Origin of the sequence: Hymenobacter cheonanensis (assembly GCF_030581075.1) — a bacterium.
GTDB lineage: Bacteria > Bacteroidota > Bacteroidia > Cytophagales > Hymenobacteraceae > Hymenobacter.
In genome coordinates this window covers 294,557-314,421 of the sequence record NZ_JAUQSW010000003.1, presented here as the reverse complement: position 1 = coordinate 314,421, position 19,865 = coordinate 294,557, and the positions used below count along the sequence as shown (strand labels likewise).

At 63.2% G+C, this 19,865-nt stretch carries 11 protein-coding genes; 6 read left to right on the top strand and 5 right to left on the bottom strand.

Going from position 1 to position 19,865, the window contains the following annotated elements:
• Window positions 1-297 precede the first annotated feature (297 nt).
• From Q5H89_RS07710 to Q5H89_RS07700, 3 genes are all read left to right on the top strand, one after another.
• Window positions 298-1,197: a carboxypeptidase-like regulatory domain-containing protein gene (locus Q5H89_RS07710; protein WP_305018710.1), complete on the top strand. Its 900-nt coding sequence runs from the start codon at window positions 298-300 to the stop codon at window positions 1,195-1,197.
• Window positions 1,198-1,882: 685 nt separating this feature from the next.
• Entirely contained in the window at window positions 1,883-7,054 is a 5,172-nt protein-coding gene (locus tag Q5H89_RS07705) for a M36 family metallopeptidase (RefSeq protein WP_305018709.1), read from the top strand.
• 81 nt (window positions 7,055-7,135) lie between these two features.
• Window positions 7,136-7,333, top strand: a complete 198-nt coding sequence (locus Q5H89_RS07700) for a PID-CTERM protein-sorting domain-containing protein (RefSeq protein ID WP_305018708.1) — start codon at window positions 7,136-7,138, stop codon at window positions 7,331-7,333.
• A gap of 208 nt (window positions 7,334-7,541) precedes the next feature.
• Here Q5H89_RS07700 and Q5H89_RS07695 read toward each other — a convergent pair whose 3' ends face one another.
• From Q5H89_RS07695 to Q5H89_RS07680, 4 genes are all read right to left on the bottom strand, one after another.
• On the bottom strand, window positions 7,542-8,195 hold the full coding sequence (locus tag Q5H89_RS07695) for an OmpA family protein (protein ID WP_305018707.1): 654 nt from the start codon (window positions 8,193-8,195) through the stop codon (window positions 7,542-7,544).
• Window positions 8,196-8,338: 143 nt separating this feature from the next.
• Window positions 8,339-9,736 carry an alpha/beta hydrolase family protein gene (locus Q5H89_RS07690; protein WP_305018706.1) on the bottom strand — a complete coding sequence of 466 codons (1,398 nt, stop codon included), beginning with the start codon at window positions 9,734-9,736 and terminating at the stop codon, window positions 8,339-8,341.
• Window positions 9,737-9,885: 149 nt separating this feature from the next.
• Window positions 9,886-12,519, bottom strand: a complete 2,634-nt coding sequence (locus tag Q5H89_RS07685) for a bifunctional UDP-N-acetylmuramoyl-tripeptide:D-alanyl-D-alanine ligase/alanine racemase (protein WP_305018705.1) — start codon at window positions 12,517-12,519, stop codon at window positions 9,886-9,888.
• 146 nt (window positions 12,520-12,665) lie between these two features.
• Window positions 12,666-13,502, bottom strand: coding sequence for an oxidoreductase (locus Q5H89_RS07680; RefSeq protein ID WP_305018704.1), 837 nt, complete (start codon window positions 13,500-13,502; stop codon window positions 12,666-12,668).
• A gap of 635 nt (window positions 13,503-14,137) precedes the next feature.
• On the opposite strand from Q5H89_RS07680, the gene Q5H89_RS07675 reads away from it, so the two are divergent.
• Together Q5H89_RS07675 and Q5H89_RS07670 are read left to right on the top strand one after the other, a co-directional pair.
• Window positions 14,138-16,708, top strand: coding sequence for a YfhO family protein (locus Q5H89_RS07675; RefSeq protein ID WP_305018703.1), 2,571 nt, complete (start codon window positions 14,138-14,140; stop codon window positions 16,706-16,708).
• 140 nt (window positions 16,709-16,848) lie between these two features.
• Window positions 16,849-17,754 carry a 1-aminocyclopropane-1-carboxylate deaminase/D-cysteine desulfhydrase gene (locus Q5H89_RS07670; protein ID WP_305018702.1) on the top strand — a complete coding sequence of 302 codons (906 nt, stop codon included), beginning with the start codon at window positions 16,849-16,851 and terminating at the stop codon, window positions 17,752-17,754.
• Window positions 17,755-17,762: 8 nt separating this feature from the next.
• On the opposite strand, the gene Q5H89_RS07665 is transcribed toward Q5H89_RS07670, so the two are convergent.
• The gene (locus tag Q5H89_RS07665; protein WP_305018701.1) at window positions 17,763-19,007 is read right to left on the bottom strand and encodes a hypothetical protein; all 1,245 of its coding nucleotides are present in this window, start codon (window positions 19,005-19,007) and stop codon (window positions 17,763-17,765) included.
• A 109-nt stretch (window positions 19,008-19,116) separates the two neighbouring features.
• Here Q5H89_RS07665 and Q5H89_RS07660 point away from each other — a divergent pair, with 109 nt between their 5' ends.
• Window positions 19,117-19,752 (top strand): DUF4230 domain-containing protein, encoded by a 636-nt coding sequence (locus Q5H89_RS07660; protein ID WP_305018700.1) that lies wholly within the window; start codon window positions 19,117-19,119, stop codon window positions 19,750-19,752.
• The last annotated feature ends 113 nt before the right edge of the window (window positions 19,753-19,865 follow it).

The following is a 19,865-nucleotide window of genomic DNA, read 5'->3' as shown; positions in this document are numbered from 1 at the left end:
AGCCCTAAGCGAAATACCTTTCACGGTGGTATTCAGACTGACAAAGGTAGCGGGGCATCCTTATGCGTGTTTGGGTGGGCTCGCAACCTGGGTTTGAGCCACGGGCGCGGGCTGCCTCCGCGCAACACAGCCAAATCTTAGTAAAATACCATTTTAAATTTTGCATTTCGGCCTCTGTTAGCCGTTAAGCTCTTTTCTCAATAGATTTACCATAAATTTTTTCTATAACTCACCTAACATGCGCGCGGCCGCGATTAAATTTGTGGGCCGCGTTCTTATTCATTTTACTTTTTCTGTATGATTAAGCGTTTACTATTCTTTTTATTAGTGGGCAGCCTGCTGCCTGCGCTAGGCTGGGCCCAGCAGGAGGGCCGCATCACGGGCCGCGTGGTGGATGAAAAAACCCAGGACCCCATTCCGTTTGCCTCCATCAACCTGCGGGAAGAGCAAACCGGCGCGCTCACCAACGAATACGGCTACTTTCAGCTGGCCATGCCCACCAAGGTGACCGAAGACTCGGTTATCGTGATGGCGCTGGGCTACAAGCGCACGGCCCTCTTTGTGAAGCGCGGCGCTAACATGGAAGAAATTATTATTCAGCTGCCCAAGCAGGCCATCGAATTGGCGCCGGTAGTAATCAATGAGAAAGGCGTGAAGCCGATGCAGATGGGCGCCCACAACAACTCGCCGGGCGCGGGCATGATTCAGGGCATGCCGGGCAGCCAGTACGCCTTCATGTGCAAGAATGATAAGGCCAAAAAGCTAGGCCTCATCCGCACGGTGTCGTTCTTTATCGGCGAAAACGGCTTTCCGCGCGAGCCCTTCCGGGTGCGGATTTACAAGGCCAACGGCAACTACAACGCCCCCAACGAAGACATGCTCACCGAGAGCGTGATTGTGTCGGCGGCGCGCGGCGGCGAGTGGTTTACGGTCGACCTGTCGCCCTACAACCTGGTGGCACCCGAGGAAGGATTTTACGTGGCAATGGAGTGGATTGTGAGCGGCGATAAGTTCTACACCACCAACTTTATGGATAACTACACGCCCTACGGCCAGATTTTGCGTCCCACCTTCGAGTTTAAGGATAGCCGCACCTGGAGCTATGCCATTGGCCGGGGCTGGAACCTGGTGACGCTGGCCAACGGCGGCTCGCACTTCAATGCCATGATGCGCGCCGAGGTCGACGCTTATAAATAAATCGCAGCCAGGCACCGCGCTGGCGGCTATGCGCTACCCAGCGCGTCCCCACGCCACCTCTCGTCATTTCTCAGGAAAGGCCACCCGGTTATCGGGTGGCCTTTTTTGTTGGTTGCAGGGCGCTAGCCCGAACAAGCAATGTTTTGGCGGGAAGCGGCCCCTAGCGCAGGCAGGCAGCTCGGCCGGCCTCCGGGGCGGGAAGCGGTAGCCGAGCGCGCAGCAGTGGCGCCCGGCTGCCGAGGCAGTACCCCCCCGCTGAAGAGCTACCCCTGGTTTCAAGCACGGTTGAGTAGTGGATGACGGACGAGCCGTCAGGTAGCTTCGATTGCAGACCGCGCGAAGCCACTGCTTTTGCCTGCCTGGCCTTGCCCGGCTACCTCAACATAAATAACCTCGCATATATGTTGTGCTACTATACAAGCGTCTACTTCTTCAACATTCCTGGCGCAGCGTTTAACTAATTAAAATTATACGCCTAAATAATTTATTTGAAAATCAATACGAATTAAAGTGATTTCACTAAAAAGTGAAAGCTATCCTAAAATAAATTACGCGTTTCAGTTGCTAATGCAGTGGCACACCTCTAGCTTCGCGCCTTCACCCTCAATTCATTGTACCCACTCAACCGTACTGCCTGATGAAACAACCTTCTACTTTTTCTAGCTGGTGTAGCGCTGCGCTAGCTATGCTTTTCTGTTTGTTGGCTGCCGGGACGCCCGGGTATGCCCAGCAGCTGGGCAGCCAACAGACAGTTGCTGCCCGGCAGGCTGCCCAGCTGGCGCGGCAGCTCGCTCCGCAATGGGCCGGCGATGCCATTCCGGCAGCCAGCTTTCGCATTGCCAGTGCCCACACCGAGCCTTCGGGGCTGCTGTATGCTTATTCTCAGCAGCTGCAAGCGGGCATTCCGGTGTATAACCGGGTAACCACGCTGGTATTTAAAGCCGGCGAGCTGCGCCACCACGCCGGCACATTTGTGCCAGCAAAGGCCTTTGTTGGGCAGCCAGCCACGGCTACGGTCACGCCTTCGGCGGCCGTCACTACTGCCCTGGCTAGCATCGGCGCAAAAAACTTTGAGGGAGCCACTGCCACCAGCACCGCCAGCGGCCCCGAGCAGCAGCAAACCTTTGCGCCGGCCGGGGCAGCGCGCCGCCCCATTGAAGTGCGCCTGGTGTGGGCCACCGACAAGGGCACGCCCCGCCTGGCCTGGAACGTAAACGTAGAATTGCTGGCCACGCCCGACTGGCTCAACATTCGGGTGGATGCCAACACTGGCCGGGTGCTGGGCCAGGACAACTGGACGGTATCTGAAAAGGCTGCGTACCCCGCCGCTACGCCGGGGCGCCGGCCGGTGGCCAGCGCCAGCCCGGCCCACGCGCCGCAGGTGCTGCGGCAGCCCAGCAGCGCCAAAAGCACGCTGGCCATTGCGTCGGCCAGCTACCGCGTGGTGCCGTTTCCGGGAGAGCGGCCCGATGTGACCACGCCGCGCGTGGACACCAACCCCTGGCTACGGGCCGGGGCCAGCAACCCCGTGGCTAGCTATGGCTGGCATTTTGACGGCACCACCAACTACACCGACACCCGCGGCAACAACGTGTGGGCCTACGACGATAGCCTTAAGCTCAATGCCCCCGGCCGCTTCACGGCCTCTACGGGCACCAGCAGCGCGTTGGTGTTTGATGACATGCCTGACTTTACGCAAGTACCTACTTTGGGTAAGAACCGGCGGGCGGCTACGACCAACCTGTTTTACTGGAACAACCTGATGCACGACGTGATGTACCAGTATGGGTTCACGGAGGCTAGCGGCAATTTCCAGACCGATAACCAGGGCCGGGGCGGCACGGGCGGCGACTACGTGCGGGCCGAAGCCCAGGACGGCGGCGGCACCAACAATGCCAACTTTGCTACCCCACCCGATGGCGTGGGCGGCCGGATGCAGATGTACCTGTGGAATGGCATCACCCCGACTTACACCATTAATGTGACGGCCCCGGCAGCTATAGCCGGCAATTATGTAGCCGTGGAGAGCGGCTTCAGCACCAACAACAAGCTGGCTACCCTTGGCCCTATTTCGGGCCAGCTGGCGCTCTACGCCGACGCGAACAACTTGGCCTGCAACCCGGCCAGCACCCCCCTCACCGGCAAAATTGCGGTACTTTATCGCGGCACGTGCAGCTTCGCGCCGAAAGTAAAAAATGCGCAGCTGGCCGGGGCCATTGCGGCCATTGTTATCAATAACATAGCGGGAGCGCCCATTGTGATGGGCGGCACCGATAACACCGTTACCATTCCGGCGGTGATGGTATCGCAGGACGATGGGGCCACCCTAGTGGGCCAGATAGCCAATGGCGTGCAGGTAACGCTGCCCAAGCCCACGCCCACCGGCCCGCAGCTTGATGGCGACTTCGACAGCGGCGTGATGTCGCACGAGTACGGCCACGGCATCAGCAACCGCCTCACCGGCGGCGGCACCAACACCAGCTGCCTCAACAATGCGGAGCAGGCTGGCGAAGGCTGGAGCGACTACTTCGGCCTGATGATGACCACCGACTGGACCACGGCCCAAACCACCGATGGCCCGAAAGCCCGGCCCGTAGGGGCCTATGTGTATGGCCAGACGCCCTCGGGGGTTGGCCTCCGGCGCTACCCGTACAGCACCAGCCTAAGCGTGAACCCGCTCACCTACGCCAACGTGGCCACCAACCCGGAGGTGCACGCCATTGGCGAAGTCTGGACGGCCACGCTCTGGGATATGACTTGGAACATTATTCAGCAGCAGGGCGTCATCGAGCCCAACCTGTACAACAGCGCCAGCACCGGCGGCAACGCCGTGGCCCTGAACCTGGTGATGCAGGGCCTGAAACTGCAGCCCTGCCAGCCGGGCTTCCTCGACAGCCGCGACGCTATTCTGGCCGCCGACTCGCTGCTGTATGGCGGGCAATACCACTGCAGCATTTGGAGTGCGTTTGCGCGCCGGGGCATGGGCTTTAGTGCCCGCGAAGGGGCTGCGACCAGCGCCACCGACCAAACGGTGGCCTATGACCAGCCGGGCGTGACGCTGCGCAAGCACACCACGCCCCTGGTGGGCAACCAGTTTACCATTACCCTAGCGGCCTCCTGCGATTGCCAGCCCACGTCCTCGGTTTCCATTACCGACCAGCTGCCCGCGGGCTTACAATATGTCAGCAGCTCGGGCGGCACGCTTAGCGGCAACACCGTCACGTTCTCCGGCCTCAACTTTACCAAAGGGCAGCAGCGCACCTTCCAGATTGTGGCCCAGGCGGCCACTGGCGCGGCCTGCCCCATTGTGCTCCCCGTGAATGATGACCGCGAAACCAATACCGTGGGTGGCTTCACCCCGGCCGTGGTAACGGCGGGCGGCGGCAATGCCTGGGCCCCCACCACGGCCCTAGCGCACAGCGGCACTACCTCGTGGGCCGCGGGCGACCCCAATGCCAAGTCTGACGTGACCCTCACGTCGGCCGCGTTCACGCCAACGGGCTTCTCGCTGCTGTCTTTCTACCACTTTTTCAGCACCGAGTCTATTTACGATGGCGGCATGGTGGCCATCTCGGTGAATAACGGGGCCTGGCAGGATGCCGCCAGCTACTTCCTGCAGAACGGCTACAACTCGGTCTTCACCACGGGCACGGCCTCGGCGGGCAAGCCGTGCTTCTCCGGGATATCGTCGGAGCTGAGCGGCCCGGCCGCCTTCCAGCAATCGGTACTCAACCTGACTTCGTTCAGTGGGCAGTCCATCCGGGTGCGCTTCCAGTTTCAGTCTGATGAAGGCAACCCCTACAATGGTTTGCTAGGCTGGTACATCGACGATATTCAGGTGCTGAATGGCTGCGGCGGCTTGCAGCAAGTGCAGCTGCTCAACAGCGCAAACACAGTGACGGCCAGCTACGCGCAGGCCATCCTGCTGACCGACCCGCTGACGACGTGGACGGGCGCCGTGTCGACGGACTGGTTTACGGCTGGCAACTGGACTGGCGGCGTGCCCAATAGCGCGTTCGATGCCATTATTCCGGCCGGGGCTCCCCGCTACCCGCTGCTGAACGGCGGCACGCCCACTGCCCGCGCGCTCACCCTTAACACGGGCGCCACGATAACGCAGACCGACGGCACGCTCGACGTGCGCGGCACCTGGACCAACAATGGCACCTTCACCGCCACCGGCGGCACGGTGCAGCTGGGCGGCAATGCGGGCAGCCAGATTCTGGGCAGCAGCACCACGCGCTTCTGGAACCTCACCACCAGCGGCAATGATGTGAACCTGAGCACCTCGGCCGGTTTCAATTTGCAGCGCCTGCTGCTGACCAGCACCAACCTGAACACCAACGGCAACCCGGTGCTGCTGGAGTCGAACGCTACCGGCACGGCCATGATAGCTAGCCCTTCGGTAGGCGTTTCGCTCCTAGGCACCAGCGTAACGGCGCAGCGCTACATCAGCCCCGGCGCAAACCCGGGCGCGGGCTACCGCCACCTGGCCTCGCCCACGGTGAGCACATCGAACTCGCAGGGTACTATGTTCAGCGACCTGGCCACGGCCAATTTCACGCCCCTGGCGAATACGGCCTACAATACCTCGGCTACGCCGGGCACGACTACGCCCTTCCCCAACATTTTCGCCTACGACCAGACCCGGTTGGCGTCGGTGACAAATAACCTCAGCAGCTTCGACAAAGGCTGGCTCTCGCCCGCCGCGCTGAGCGACCGCATGACCTCGGGCCTGGGCTACACGGTGAACCTGGCCGCTAGCCAGACGGTAAGCTTCAAAGGCCAGCCGGGCTATGGTGACCTGGTGCGCAGCCTGACGCGCAACGCGGCGGGCTCGGCCAACGCCACGGACGCGGGCTGGAACCTGATGGGCAACCCCTACCCCTCGCCCTACGACTACTCGCTGCAAGCCGCTGGCGACCGCACGAACCTGGATGCGGCCATCTACATCTTCGAGAGCAGTGGGCAGTATACCGGCAACTACCGCGCTTATACCAATGGCGTGGGTAGCGGCAACCCGGTGCTGGCAATGGGCCAGGCGTTCTTCACCCGCGTGAGCACGGGGCAGACTAGTGGCACTCTCGTATTCCGCAACGCCAACCGCGTGACTGCCTACACCAACCCGGCCTACCTCCGCACGGCCGCCGAAACGCGCCCCCTGGTGCAGCTCACCCTAGCCAGCACCACCGGCAGCCTAACCGATGACGCCTACGTGTACTTTGAACAAGGCGCCACCGAAGGCCTCGACCCGCAGTACGACGCGGAGAAGCTGCCCAACTCGACCGGCCTGAACCTCTCGACCAGCGTGGCGAGCCACCAGCTGGCTATCGATGGCCGCTCGCCGCTGGGCACTGCGCAGCGCGTGGTATCGCTGGCCGTGGGCGTGCCCGCGCCCGGCACTTACTCGCTCACTTCGGCCCAGCTGCTGAACCTGGCGGCCGTGCCGGTGTACCTGCGCGACCTGCAAACCGGCACCGTTACGGACCTGCGCCTGACGCCCAGCTACCAGTTCACGGTGAGCAATGCCTCGGCGCTCATCACCGGCCGTTTCGAGCTGCTATTCTCGCCGCAGCAGCCGCTAGCCACGGTGCCCGCCGCCCTGGCCCAGCAGGTAGCCCTCTACCCCAACCCGGCTAAGACCAGTGCCTTCCTGGAGCTGCCCGCCAGCCTCGGCCGCCAGGCCGTAACGGCCACCCTGGTCGATGCCCTGGGCCGGGTGGTGCGCACCACCACGCTGCCTGCCCAAGGCGCGGTGGCCCACTCGCTCGACCTGCGTGGGCTGTCGGCCGGCGTTTATGCCCTGCGCCTGAACACCAGTGCCGGCACCGTGGTCAAGCGCCTGACCGTGGAGTAAAAAGCACCGCTACCTGGCGGCTGGCCCCGGCCGGCCGCCAGGTAGCAATGGCGCATCCATCAACTCAATCTTTTGATTTCTATGAACCGCATTTTTCTCCTGGCCACCCTCTTACTGGCCGCCGCGGCCGGCTATGCGCAATCTCCCACCACGGGCGGCCCCACGCCGCAAGCTCCCACCGCCACCGAAGTGCCGCTTGATGGCGGCGCTTCGCTGCTGCTGGCCGGCGGCGTGGCCTATGGCCTCAAGCGCCTGCGCCTGCGCCGCCAACGTAGCTAGCTCCTTCGCTAGCCCTTTACTCCAAGAGGCCCATTCTACAGCAGTAGGATGGGCCTCTTTTATGCTAAATAATTAACTCAGGATAGTATCGCCAGCCGCGCGCATAACGACGCTAGCCCCAAAAGAGCGCCTCCAACCAGTAGGCGGAGGCGCTCTTTTGGGGCTAGTTTAGCGTACTTACAACAGCGGCTAGGCAGCACACTGCTGATTAGCGGATGCGCACGGCAATCTCGACGCGGCGGTTTTCCTGGCGGCCGGCGGGCGTAGCGTTGCTGGCTACCGGCGCGTTTTCGCCGAAGGCCTCGGTGCTGAGGTGGTCGGCGGGCAGCTTATCGGTGGCGACGAGGTAGTTCTTGACGGCCTCGGCGCGCTGCTTGCTCAGGTCACGGTTGTAGCTTTTGTCGCCGCGCGCATCGGCAAAGCCCAGCACCCGCACGTCCTTGCCCGGGTAGCGCTTGGTGATGGAGGCGCTGATTTGCTTGAGCGCCTCGGCGGCACTTGGCTTAATGGTGGCTTTGTCGGTGTCGAAGAGCACTTTTTCCTCCAGGCCATACACCTGGTAGTCCTCGTTGCCGCGCACTGTGATGCCGCTCAGGCTTACTTCGGGCAGCTTCACATCGGCAAGCTTGGCCTTGGTCACATCAAAGGCATCGCTCACGGCGCTGCCCACTTTGCTGGCGGCGCTGTCCACGGTATTGGCGGCACCAGTAGCCACATCGCCCACGGTGCGGCCCGTGCGGGCCACTACGGCCGTATCGGTGGTGGCATCGCCGAGCGTATTCTTTTCGTCCGTTTTTTTAAGGTCGTTGCAGCTGGCAAGCAGCAGGGCAGCCGCGAGCAGCGGATAGGCAGATTTAGTCATGATGCAAAGCAACTGAGCGTGTAAGTGCCAGCCGGAGCTGGCAGTGAAAGACTCGTTGCTTACGGCAAGCCAAGCCTATCCGTTGGCTTACGGTTGGCTTTATACCTAGTTCGAGCCGAACGAGGGCTAGCCCGGGCGCCCGGCTATTTGCTGGTTTGCGTCACTATCCAGGCGCGGATGGCCTCCTGGGCGGCGGGCGAAAAATTGGGCTGGGCCTGCCCGGCCACAATGGGCCACTGGTCGCGGTCGGGCTGAAACAAGTGGTTCACCCCTGGCAGCTTATCGGCCGTCACGGCCGTGTTGCCCTTCAGGCCTTTTAGCAGGCCTTGCATGTTGGCGTCGGGGTTCACCACCGAGTCGGCGGCACCATAAAGCAGCAGCACGGGGCAGGCTACTTTGGCCAGGGGCTCGGCCGGATTAAAGGTTAAAAAATAGCGGTACGGCGCGGTAGTAAGCTCGGTGGCGCGAGCCTGGGCGGCGGCCTCGCTCAGCATGGGGTTATCTTTTTTCAGAATATTGACCACGATGGCGCGCGCCTGGCTGCGGGTAGCCGTTTGCCGAATGGCATCGAGTATCATCTGCTGCCGCCGCAGGGCAATAGCCAGCTGCGCCGACGAAGTTTGCAGGCTGCGCAGGGTAGCTTCCTGCTGCTGCATGGCAATGTCGTAGCCGGGCAGGCCATTGGGCGCCAGGCCCACCACAAAGGCGGGCGGCTGCGGCTGGGTGGCGGCCAGCAGCGCCACGTTGCCGCCCTCGCCGTGGCCCACCAGCCCAAGGCGGCCGGGCAGAACTTCGGGCCGGGTACGCAGAAAAGCAAGCGCGGCCTGGGCATCGGTTACCAGGTCGGTGACTAGGGCTTCGGCCTGCCCCGTCGACTGGCCGGTGCCGCGGTCATCGAAGCGCAGCACGGCAATGCCGCGCCGGGTAAGGAAATCGGCCAGGCGGCCCAGGGGGGCAAACTCATTCACGGTGCCGTTGCGGTCCTGCGAGCCCACATCGCTAAGCAGCACCACCGCCGGAAACGGCCCCGGCCCGGCCGGCACGGTAAGCGTACCGGCCAGTTGGAGGCTAGCGGCGGCATTGGGAAAGGTCACCTCAATTTCGCGGTAGGGCGGGGTAAGAAACGACTTGGCGGCCGTGGCCGCCGTGGGCAGGGCCGTGCGCGTGAGGGTAAGCGCGGCCTTAAAACCCGGCTGCTGCCAGGTGCCTTGCAGGTGGCCGGCATCGGGCACCAAGCGGCCAGTAAACAGGCAGTCAGCCTCCGCTGAGGCAAAAATGACGGTATCGGCGCGCGTAGTCACGGTTACGGACAGGCGGCTGACCCGCTGCTTCGGCACATCTAGGGTGGCGAAATACTCGCCGCTGCTGAGCCGAACCAGGCGGAAAATAACCTCCAGCTCGCCGCCTGGCAGTTGCAGCGGCCCTTTCCAAAAGCCTTCGAGCGAGGTTTCAGTGGGCTGGCTGGCGGCCCGGCCGGGCAGGGCCCATGCGCAAAGCAGAACAACCAGAAAGCTGTAAAAGAAAAGGCGAATAGCAGACATGAAAATACTGGAAAAATTATAATTCAGGCGCTAACCTGCATTCCAGATGCTAAGTTATTACCGGCCAGCTACTGCCCCCACTTTTTGGTCTTTCGTTTTGCCCTGATACGGGCTATCTAAACTGGATAAGCTGAACACTTATTTACACGTTATTCACTTACAAACACTCGTTTCACGCGCTCGCTCACATTGGTAAGCAGCTCGTACGGAATAGTACCAATGCGCTGCGCCAGCTCGCTCGTGCTCAGCCCCTGCCCAAAGACTACGGCCACGTCGCCGGGGCGGGCCTCAGGCACTTCCGTTACATCTACCATCACCATATCCATGCACACCGAGCCTACTACCGGGGCGCGGCGGCCATGCAGCAGCACCAGCCCCTGGCCGTTCGAGAAGCGCCGGTCGTAGCCATCGGCGTAGCCAATGGCAAGGGTGGCCACGCGGCGCTCGTGGGCGGTGGCGGCTCCCCGGCGGCCGTAGCCCACGGTGGTGCCAGCGGGCAAGGTTTTTATCTGCGAAATAGTAGTTTTTAAGGTACTCACGGGCAGCAGGTTGGCAGCATCTTCGGCCCCGGCCTCCACGCCGTAGAGGCCCACGCCGAGGCGCACCATATCGAGCTGCGCCTCCGGAAAGCGCCGGATGCCGGCCGAGTTGAGCACGTGCTTAAGGGCCGGGTAGCCCAGCACCGCCTCGATGGCGGCGGCCATGCGCCGGAAGGTGGCGAGTTGCTGCCGGGTGAAGTCGTCGTGGCTAGGGTCGTCGGCGGCGGCCAGGTGCGTCATAATGCCAGCCACCGGCAGCTGGGCCCGGTGGCTAGCCAATAGGGCCAGCAGGGCAGGCAATTCCTCTTCGGCAAAGCCCAGGCGGCGCATGCCGGTATCGAGCTTGAGGTGCAGCGGGGGCAGCGGCCCGGCCGCGTCGGCACTGGCTTCGCGGGCCGCTTGCAGGTAGTCGTGCAGCCGTTCGAGCGAGTAGATTTCGGGCTCCAGGCGGTAGCGCCGCAGCTGGCCAAACGAATCGGGGCCGGGGTTCAACACCATGATGGGCAGGCTGATACCGTTATCACGCAGTTGCTGGCCTTCGTCGGCGTAGGCCACGGCCAGGTAGTCGGCCCTTTGAAATTCGAGCAGGCTAGCCACCTCATACGAGCCGCTGCCGTAGGCAAAAGCCTTCACCATCACCATGAGCTTGGTGCCCGCGTTGAGGCGCTGCCGGTAGTAGTGCAGGTTGTGGGTGAGCGCGTCGAGGTTCACCTCCAGCACCGTGCCGTGCTGCGGCTGCTGCAAGGCCGCCACCACCCGCTCGAAGCCAAAGCGCCGAGCGCCTTTGATTAATATCGTTTCGTTTTGAAAACGAAGCGGCTGCAAATCGGCCAGCAGCGTTTCGGTACTAGGGTAGGTTTGGATGGAAAAGCGTTGGCCATGCTGAGCTTGCCGGTGCAGCTCAGCAGTACCATCCTCATCATTAGGGCGGGCTGCTTCGGCAAGCTCTGCCTGACCAACGTGCGAAATCGCCTCCCCCACCCCAATGAGCCGCGTGACGCCGTGGGCCCGCACCAGCGCGGCCACGCGGGCGTAGAGGTCGGCCCCGCTCAGGCCCGATTCGAGCACATCGCTGAGGATGAGGGTACGCCCACCAGGCCGGGCCTGCCGGCTCAGGGCATCGAGGGCCAGCGAGAGGCCGGCCAGGTCGTTGTTGTAGGTATCGTCGAGGAGGTAGCAGCCGTGGCGGCCGGCCTTCATTTCGAGGCGCATGGCCACCGGGTGCAGGCGCAAGAGCCGGCGCTGCATCTCAGCCGCAGCCAGGGTCTTGCCAAGGTCAAGTTGGCGCCAGAGCAGCACAGCCAGGCAGTGCAGCGCATTCTCGACCGACGGCTCATCGGCGAAGGGCAGCGTGAAGCGCGAGGCGGCCCGCAGGGCCAGGTGCTCGGCCGGGAAGTGGGCGGTGGCCGCCGTTTCGGCCAGCCGCACGCGCACCGTGGTGGTGCCGCTGGTGGTAGCCTTGAGGCGAAAGCGCAGCGCCGCGCCGGGGGCCGCGTGGCGCGTCCAGGCCAGGGCGGGCAGGCCGCGCGCCTGCACGGCGGCGTGCACGGCCGGTTGGTCGGCGCAGTACACCAGCAGCTCGAAGCCGGGCTGCTCGAACAGGGCTAGCTTCTCCGCCAGCTTTTCGGCTTCCGAGGCAAAGCCGGCATCGTGGGCCGTGCCCAGCGTGGTGAAGATGCCGTGCGTGGGCCGGATAATGTGGGCTAGCCGGGCCATCTCGCCGCGCTCCGAAATACCGGCCTCGAAGATGCCCAGCGTGTGGCGGCCGGGGGCCAGTTCCCACACGCTCAGCGGCACGCCCACCTGCGAGTTGTAGCTTTTGGGCGAGCGGCAGATGTCCTCGTCGGGGGCTAGCAGCTGGGCCAGCCACTCTTTCACTATCGTTTTGCCGTTTGAGCCCGTGATGGCCCACACCGGCCCTGTGAAAGCTGCCCGGTGGCGCGCCGCCAGCGCTTGCAGCGCCGCCAGGGTATCGGGCACCTGCACAAAGCCCGCGCCCGCAAACGGCGCCAGGCTGGCCGGCGGGTGGCTCACCACAAACAGCCGCACGCCCTTGGCATACAACGCCGCCAGGTGCTGGTGGCCATCGTGGTTGGGCCCGCGCAGGGCAAAAAACACGGCGCCCTGGGTAAGGCCCACGCGGCGGCTGTCGAGCAGCAGCGTAGCAACTTCGGCAGCGGGTGCGGGAGCTTGCAGCAGCGTGCCGCCGAGCAGGGCCGGCAGGTCGAGAAACTGGATAGACATGGCCGGACAAAGGTCGGAAGGCCGACGCTGTAAACCGAAAGCGGCCGCCGATGCGTCGGCGGCCGCTGGGTGGCGCTGGCAGGGCTAGGGGTTAGCGAGTGCCTAAGGCACCGCTGGTAGTTCAAGCCGACGCCTTAAACAGCTATTTAGAAATCGGTCGGCTCGCCGAGGTAAGCAAAGTCGTCGATTTCTTTCAGCATATCCTGCAGTTTTTGGCGCACAAGCTGGTAGGCAAAGTCGCCGAGCAGCAGGTGGGCCGGCGGATTGGGCAGGCGCACGAGCTGGTACATGGCCTCGGCGGCCTTGGCGGGGTCACCCTTCTGGTTGCCGTCGCGGCCTAGCGAGGCTTTCAGGCCCTCGCCCACGGTAGCGGCGTAATCGGCAATTCTGGTTTCGGTATAGGTGGCCGAAGCGCCGGCCCACAGCGTGCGAAACGGCCCCGGCTCCACGTTGGTGACGTGGATGCCCAGCGGCTTTAGCTGCGCGCCCAGCGACTCGCCCAGGCCTTCGAGGGCAAACTTGGAGCCGTTGTAGATGCCCGCGTGGGCTAGCCCAATAAGGCCGCCCACCGAGGTGATGTTGAGAATATTACCCGATTTCTGGGCCCGCAAATGCGGCAGCACCGCCCGAATCACGCGCAGCGGCCCAAACACATTCACGTCGAACTGCCGCTGGGTTTCTTTCTCCGTAATTTCTTCGATGCTGCCCAGCGAGCCGTAGCCGGCATTATTCACCACCACATCGAGGTGGCCGAAGGCAGTGATGATGTGCTGCACGGCGCCTTGTATCTGAGCCGCGTCGGTCACATCAACCAGCACGCCCAGGCTCTGGCCGGGTTGGCGCCTGGTAAATTCTTCTACTTGCTCCGACTTGCGGAAGGTGGCCGCCACGCGCTCGCCCTTGGCCAGCAGCAGGGTGGCTAGCGCCTCGCCAAGGCCGGTGGAGGCCCCGGTAATGAGCCAGGTTTTAGGAGTATCAGACATGAGATGATTCTTGTGGAATGAGGCGATAAGACCGGCGATGGGGGCCAATTGTTCTTTCCTTAAACTCCTGAATACGTTCTCACGTTTGCCTAGTACATTTGCCTTAAACTAAGATAAGGGGCCAAGTGCCCGGCCCGGCCCCTTATCCCAACTAGTGTATCAAGTGAGCGATGAAGTAGAGGCCAAGGCCTTTAGCTACACCTTTCACGAACTCGTGCAAAACTGGCTTCCACCATTTTCGCAGCAGTTGTAACGCAGGTTTTCCCTTCATTTGAGTAAGAAGTCTGGGTGTTCCTGCACCCGCTTCTTGAACCCTCGGTTGTGTCACCAGCCGGGGGTTCGCCGTTTGTAGGCGACCGTGTTGGCGGGGTGTGTACCATACGTTGCGACGAAAGTAGAACACCATGCAACTCAAGAGAAGGAGCAGACCATCTGAGGGTCTTTGAAACCAATTTTCTTATTTTTGATAATCAGCATTTTATCAAAAATAAAACCCAATTATCAGTAATTTGTGTAACCTGAAAATATGAGAAATTTTTTAGTTCTTGTATTCTCCAGTTCGTTACTACCCCACCCCCTTCCGCGCCCCGGCGCTACCTTCGGGCTTCATTTGCCTACTCGTAGTTAAGCGCCCGATGGCCGTTTCCACTTCCTATTCTCCTACCCCCGCGCCCTTGTGGCAGCGGGCCTGGCCGCACGTGCTGGCCGTGTTGTTTTTTGTGGTGCTGGCCGTGGCCTACTTCGCGCCCATCGTGTTTGAGCACCAGACGCTGGCGCAGCACGACATCACCCAGTTTCAGGGCGGCGCCCGCGAAACGCAGCAGTGGGCCGCCGAGCACGGCCACGAGCCGTTGTGGACCAACTCCATGTTCTCGGGGATGCCGACTTACCTCATCTCGGTGCACTTCCCCGGCGACTTGTTCGTGTACGTGCAGAAGTTTATCGCGCTAGGCTTGCCGGGCGTGGTCAGCAACCTGTTTGTGGCCTTGCTCTGCGGCTACGTGCTGCTGGTGGCCCTGGGCGTGCGCCCGCTGGTGGCGGTGGCCGGCGCGGTGGCGCTGGGCTTTTCGAGCTACAACCTCGCCATCCTGGCGGCCGGGCACAATACCAAGTCGTGGGCCCTGGCCTACGCGCCGCTGGTGCTGGGCGGCCTGCTGCTGGCCATGCGCCAGAACAAGTGGCTGGGCGCCGCGCTCTTCACGCTGGGCCTCACCATGAACGTGCGCGCCAACCACCCGCAGATTACCTATTACCTGGGCTTGCTGGTGGTTATTTATGGTATTATTGAGCTGGTAGCGGCCATTCGGGCCGGGCGCCTACCCGATTTTTTCAGCCGCGTGGTTCTGCTAGGGGTGGGCGCACTGCTGGCCGTGGGCGTGAGCTTCGGCCGCCTCTACACCACCTACGAGTACAGCAAATACAGCAACCGCGCACCTTCCGAGCTAAAAGCGCTGCCGGCCCAGCCCGGCCAGGCCGCTCCCAACGCCCGGCAGCAGGACCGCGACTACGCCTTCGCCTACAGCTACGGCATCGGCGAAACCATGACCCTGTTGGTGCCTAACTTCTACGGCGGCAGCAGCGCCATGCTGCTGCCCAAAGATTCGCACATCGCGGCCGCCGGCCTGCCCGAAGAATACCTGGCCAGCATGCCTACCTACTGGGGCGACCAGAGCTACGTGGCCGGCCCGGTGTACGTGGGCGTCACGGTCTGCTTCCTGTTTGTGCTAGGCCTGTTTGTGGTGGACAAGCGCACGCGCTACTGGCTGCTGGCCGGCACGCTGCTGTCGTTTATCCTGGCCTGGGGCAAGAACTTCGAGACGCTTAACAACCTGATTTTCGACTACCTGCCCGGCTACCGCAGCTTCCGCGCCGTGAGCATGGGCCTGGTTATTGCCCAGCTGGCCATGCCGCTGCTGGCAGCGCTGGCGCTCTCGCGCATCTTGCGGCCCCGCGCGGCCGTGGTGCCCACGGGCGCCGCGCCGGTGGCTAGCGAGCCGCTGCACCCGGCCCTAGCGAAGGCCGCTCGCGCGGCGGCTGGCGCCCCGGCCGTGGCCGTAGACTCGGCCGATAATGTGACTCGTACCAAACAGCTGCTCTACGCCGGGGCCATCACGGCGGGCTTTCTGCTGCTGACCTGGGTGGCTAGCCTGAGCTTCGACTACGCCTCGCCGCAGGATGCGAACCTCACGCAAAGCGGCTTCACGCCGCAGCTCATGAGCGCCCTGCGCGCCGACCGCGCCGACCTGCTGCACAACGATATCTGGCGCGGGCTGCTCTTCGTGGGCCTCACGCTGGCGGCGCTGTACTTCTTTCTGAAGGGGAAAATCGACGCCCGCGTGGCCGCTCTGGCCGTGGCCGCCCTAGTGCTGCTCGACCTCTGGACGGTAGACAAGCGCTACCTGGGCGAGAAGAACTTCCAGACTGAAACCATCGCCGAGAGCTTTCAGCCCACGCCCGCCGACCAGCAGATTTTGCAGGACAAAGACCTGAGCTACCGCGTGCTCAACCTCGGCAACCCGTTTAACGAGGCGCGCACCTCGTATTTCCACAAGAGCATCGGCGGCTACCACGGCGCCAAGCTGCGCCGCTATCAGGACCTCATCGAGCGCCAGATTTCGCAGAACAATACCGGCGTGCTCAACATGCTGAACACGCGCTACGTGCTGGTGCCGCCCCAAAAGCAGGGCGAAACCGAGCAGGTGCAGCGCAACCCCGGCGCGCTGGGCAACGCCTGGTTTGTGCGCGAGCTGAAGGCCGTAGACAGCCCCGATGCCGAAATGGCCGCCCTGAGCACGCTCAATACCAAGCAGGTAGCCGTAGTAGACACCAAAAAGTTTCCTGAGGCCAAGCCGGCCGTGTATGCCGACTCATCGGCCACCATTGCCCTCACCAGCTACGCGCCCGACGCCCTCACTTACCGCTACTCGGCCGCGCAGCCGGGCACGGTGGTTTTCTCCGAGATTTACTACGCCGACGGCTGGCAGGCTTTCCTCGATGGCAAGCCGGTGCCGCACTTCCGCGCCGACTTTGTGCTGCGCGCCATGCAGGTGCCCGCCGGGTCGCACGAAATCAAGTTTGTGTTTGAGCCCAAGGAATATAAAATCGGCAACACGGTGTCGCTGCTGTCGAGCATTGGCGTGCTGCTGGCCGTGGCTGCGGCCGGCGTGTTCGGCTTCCGCCAGCGCCGCGCCGACGAGGCCGCGTAGCTACGGCTGACTTTTACCGCCCGTCATTGCGAGCGCAACGCAGTGGAGCGCGGCAATCTTTCCTTGTCGCTAGGGTGCGTAACCTATAAAAAAGCAGCCGACAAGGAAAGATTGCCGCGCTCCACTGCGTTGCGCTCGCAATGACAGACGTTTTTCCAGACTTTCTTCAGCCCATACCGCACCCCATTGCCGCTAGCCACGGCGTGCGCCTGCTGCTGTGGCGCGATGACCTGCGGAACCCCGACTTGCCCGGCAACAAGGCGCGCAAGCTGAAATACAATCTATTGCAAGCCCGCGCCGAAGGCCAGGCGCGCCTGCTCACTTTCGGCGGGGCGTACTCCAACCACCTGGCGGCCGTGGCCGCCGCTGGCCGGCTCCACAGCTTCGAAACCGTGGGCCTGGTGCGCGGCGAGGAGTACCGGCCCCTCAACCCCACCCTGGCCCGGTGCGCAGCCGACGGCATGGCCCTGCACTACCTCGACCGCGCCACTTACCGCCGCCGGGCCGAACCAGGGTTTCTAGTCGAAATGCAGCAACGCTTCGGCCCTGCCTACCTGCTGCCCGAGGGCGGCACCAACACGCTAGCCCTGCGCGGCGTAGCCGAGCTTATCAGCGAGCTGCGCCAGCACACCGCGTTCGACGCCGTGGCCGTGGCGGCCGGCACGGGCGGCACGCTGGCCGGCCTGGCGCTGGGCGTGGCTGAGGCCAGCTATCCGGCCCGCGTAGTGGGCGTGGCGGCACTGAAAGGAGCTGATTTCCTGCGCGATGAAGTGAACACGCTGCTGGCGACGGCCGGCGCGCCCGGGGCCGGCTACGAGCTGCACATCGGCTACCACTTCGGTGGCTACGCCAAGCTGCCGGCCGGGCTGCGCACCTTCATCCAGGAATTTGAGGCTGATTACGGGGTATTGCTCGACCCGATTTACACCGGCAAGCTGCTGGTTGGCGTGCTCGATTTGATTGCGCAGGGCCACTTTGCGCCGGGCAGCACCGTGGTAGCCGTGCACACCGGCGGCCTGCAAGCCTGGGCGGGATTTTTACGATAAGTACTTGACTAAATGTGCGAACTGCTCGTCTGGTCTACTCGGGCTAGCCCTGGCTTATCTACCCATTCACCTACCGCCAGCCCTACCAGCGCGAACACAAAGGGCAGCACCGGCGCCAGAAACCGCACGTCGTAGTCATCGACGGTGAGCATAACCACGGCGGCTTGCAGCAGCGGCACGCCCACCAGAAATGCCCGCGCCGGCAGCCACACCGCCGCCCGGCGGGCGCCGCGCACCGCCAGGTAGTAGAGCGGCCACAGCCCCAATACGCTCAGCAGCTTGTGGCCCAGCGAGTAGTAGGGCTTAATACTGCTGAAAAACACGAATAGCTTGCCCAGCATCAGCCGGGCCAGAAAACCTGGATTGTGGGCCGCGAAATACAGCACCCGCGACATCTGGCCCCAGCCGGCGGGCGGCAGCACCAGCGGCGCGCTGGGGTGCACGGCCCACACGGGCGTGGCAAACATCAGCTCGCCCCGCAGGTAGGTTTCGACAATAAAGAAGCTGACCAGCTGATGGTTGAGCCACCACACTGCCAGCGGTGAGGCTAGCCCCGCGGCCCCCACGGCCAGCCAGAATACCCGGCGCTTTTTTACAAAAAGCGTGGCTAGCCCTGCCAGCCCCACTGCCGCCGCCACCACAAAGCCATTGGGCCGCACCAAAGCCGTGAGCACGAGCAGCCCACCCAACGCTACCCAGGCGCGCCAGCCCCCGGCGCGGGTGCGCCCAAACGCCCAAAACGAGAGCACCGACAGGCTGATAAACAGCGACTCGGTGAGCAGGTAGCAATTGAACTGCTGCACATCGGGCCACAGCACAAACAGGCCCGTGGCTAGTGCGGCCGCCGCGCGCCGCCCGCCCGCCAGCCGCCGCACGGCGCCATACAGCGCCAGCGCCGCTAGCCCCGACAACGCAATTTGGCCCAGCACAATGCCCCACCACCCGGCGTGCAGCCGCAGCCACACGCTCTGGTACCACGGGTAGAGGATGTAGCGCTGGTTGTGCTCGTACTGAAAGTTGGCCACGCCGTTGTTGGCGATGGTAGTGGGCGCGGTGCCGGGCTCAATTTTATAGTAGCCGTGCTCGGCCAGGTTGGCCGCGTAGCCGAGGTAGCGGGCGCTGTCGTTGGCGTAGTGCGGGCCGTGGTAGCGTACCAAGTAAGCGGCCTGCACCAGCAGCCACAGGCCTAGCAGCAGCCAGCGGTGCCCGCGCCAGGCACGGCGGGCCAGGCCCAAAACAGAAGGTGGAAGCAAGCGCATCAGGTCCTAAAGCTACGCTGCCGCCAACCCTGGCCTGAGGTTTGGGGTATTACTGAGTACCCTCCACTACGGGCCGGCGCTGGCTAGCCCTCTGCCGCTGCTTATGCTTCCTCGTCTCCTTCGGCGCCTTATTCCGTTGCTTATCCTGGTGGCGCTGGGCTTGTTTTTGTGGCGCAAAATCGGCACTACGCTGGCCAGCCTCAACCCGCTGGCCCCGCGCGAGCCGCAGGTGACGGTGACGCACAATACGGTGCTCACGCAGGTGGAGGCGCTGGGCAAGCTCGAACTGGTGCGCTACCGCTTCAAAGACGTGGTGGAGTACAAGCGCACCGCCAAATACCCGTTTTTGCCCGATGCCAAGGCCGCGCTCATCGTGGGCGGCGAGGCCGTGGGCTGCCTCGATTTGCGCAAAATCCGTCCTCAGGACGTGACCTTTGAGGGCGATTCGGTGGTGCACGTTATCCTGCCTGACCCCGAGCTGTGCGCTTTCCAGGTTAACCACAAAGAAAGCCGCGTATTCAGCACCGAAAACGGCTTTTTTCAGGACGCCAGCCTAGTGGACGAGGCCTACCGCTACGCCGAGGCCCAGGTGCGCAAGTCGGCGCTGCAAAGCGGCATTCTGGCCGAAACCCAGCGCAACGCCCAGCAAATACTGGTGCCCATGCTGCACACGCTCACCGGGCGGCGCGTGGTGGTGGGCCAGCGGCTGGTAGCGCCCGGCCCGGCGCGCAAGCTATAGTCTCAACTCTCTGGTTTTACTGCAAAAAACGTCCGTCATGCTGAGCTTGCCGAAGCATCTTGGTTGCAACGTTGGATTAATAACCCTAGCGGTGCGACCAAGATGCTTCGGCA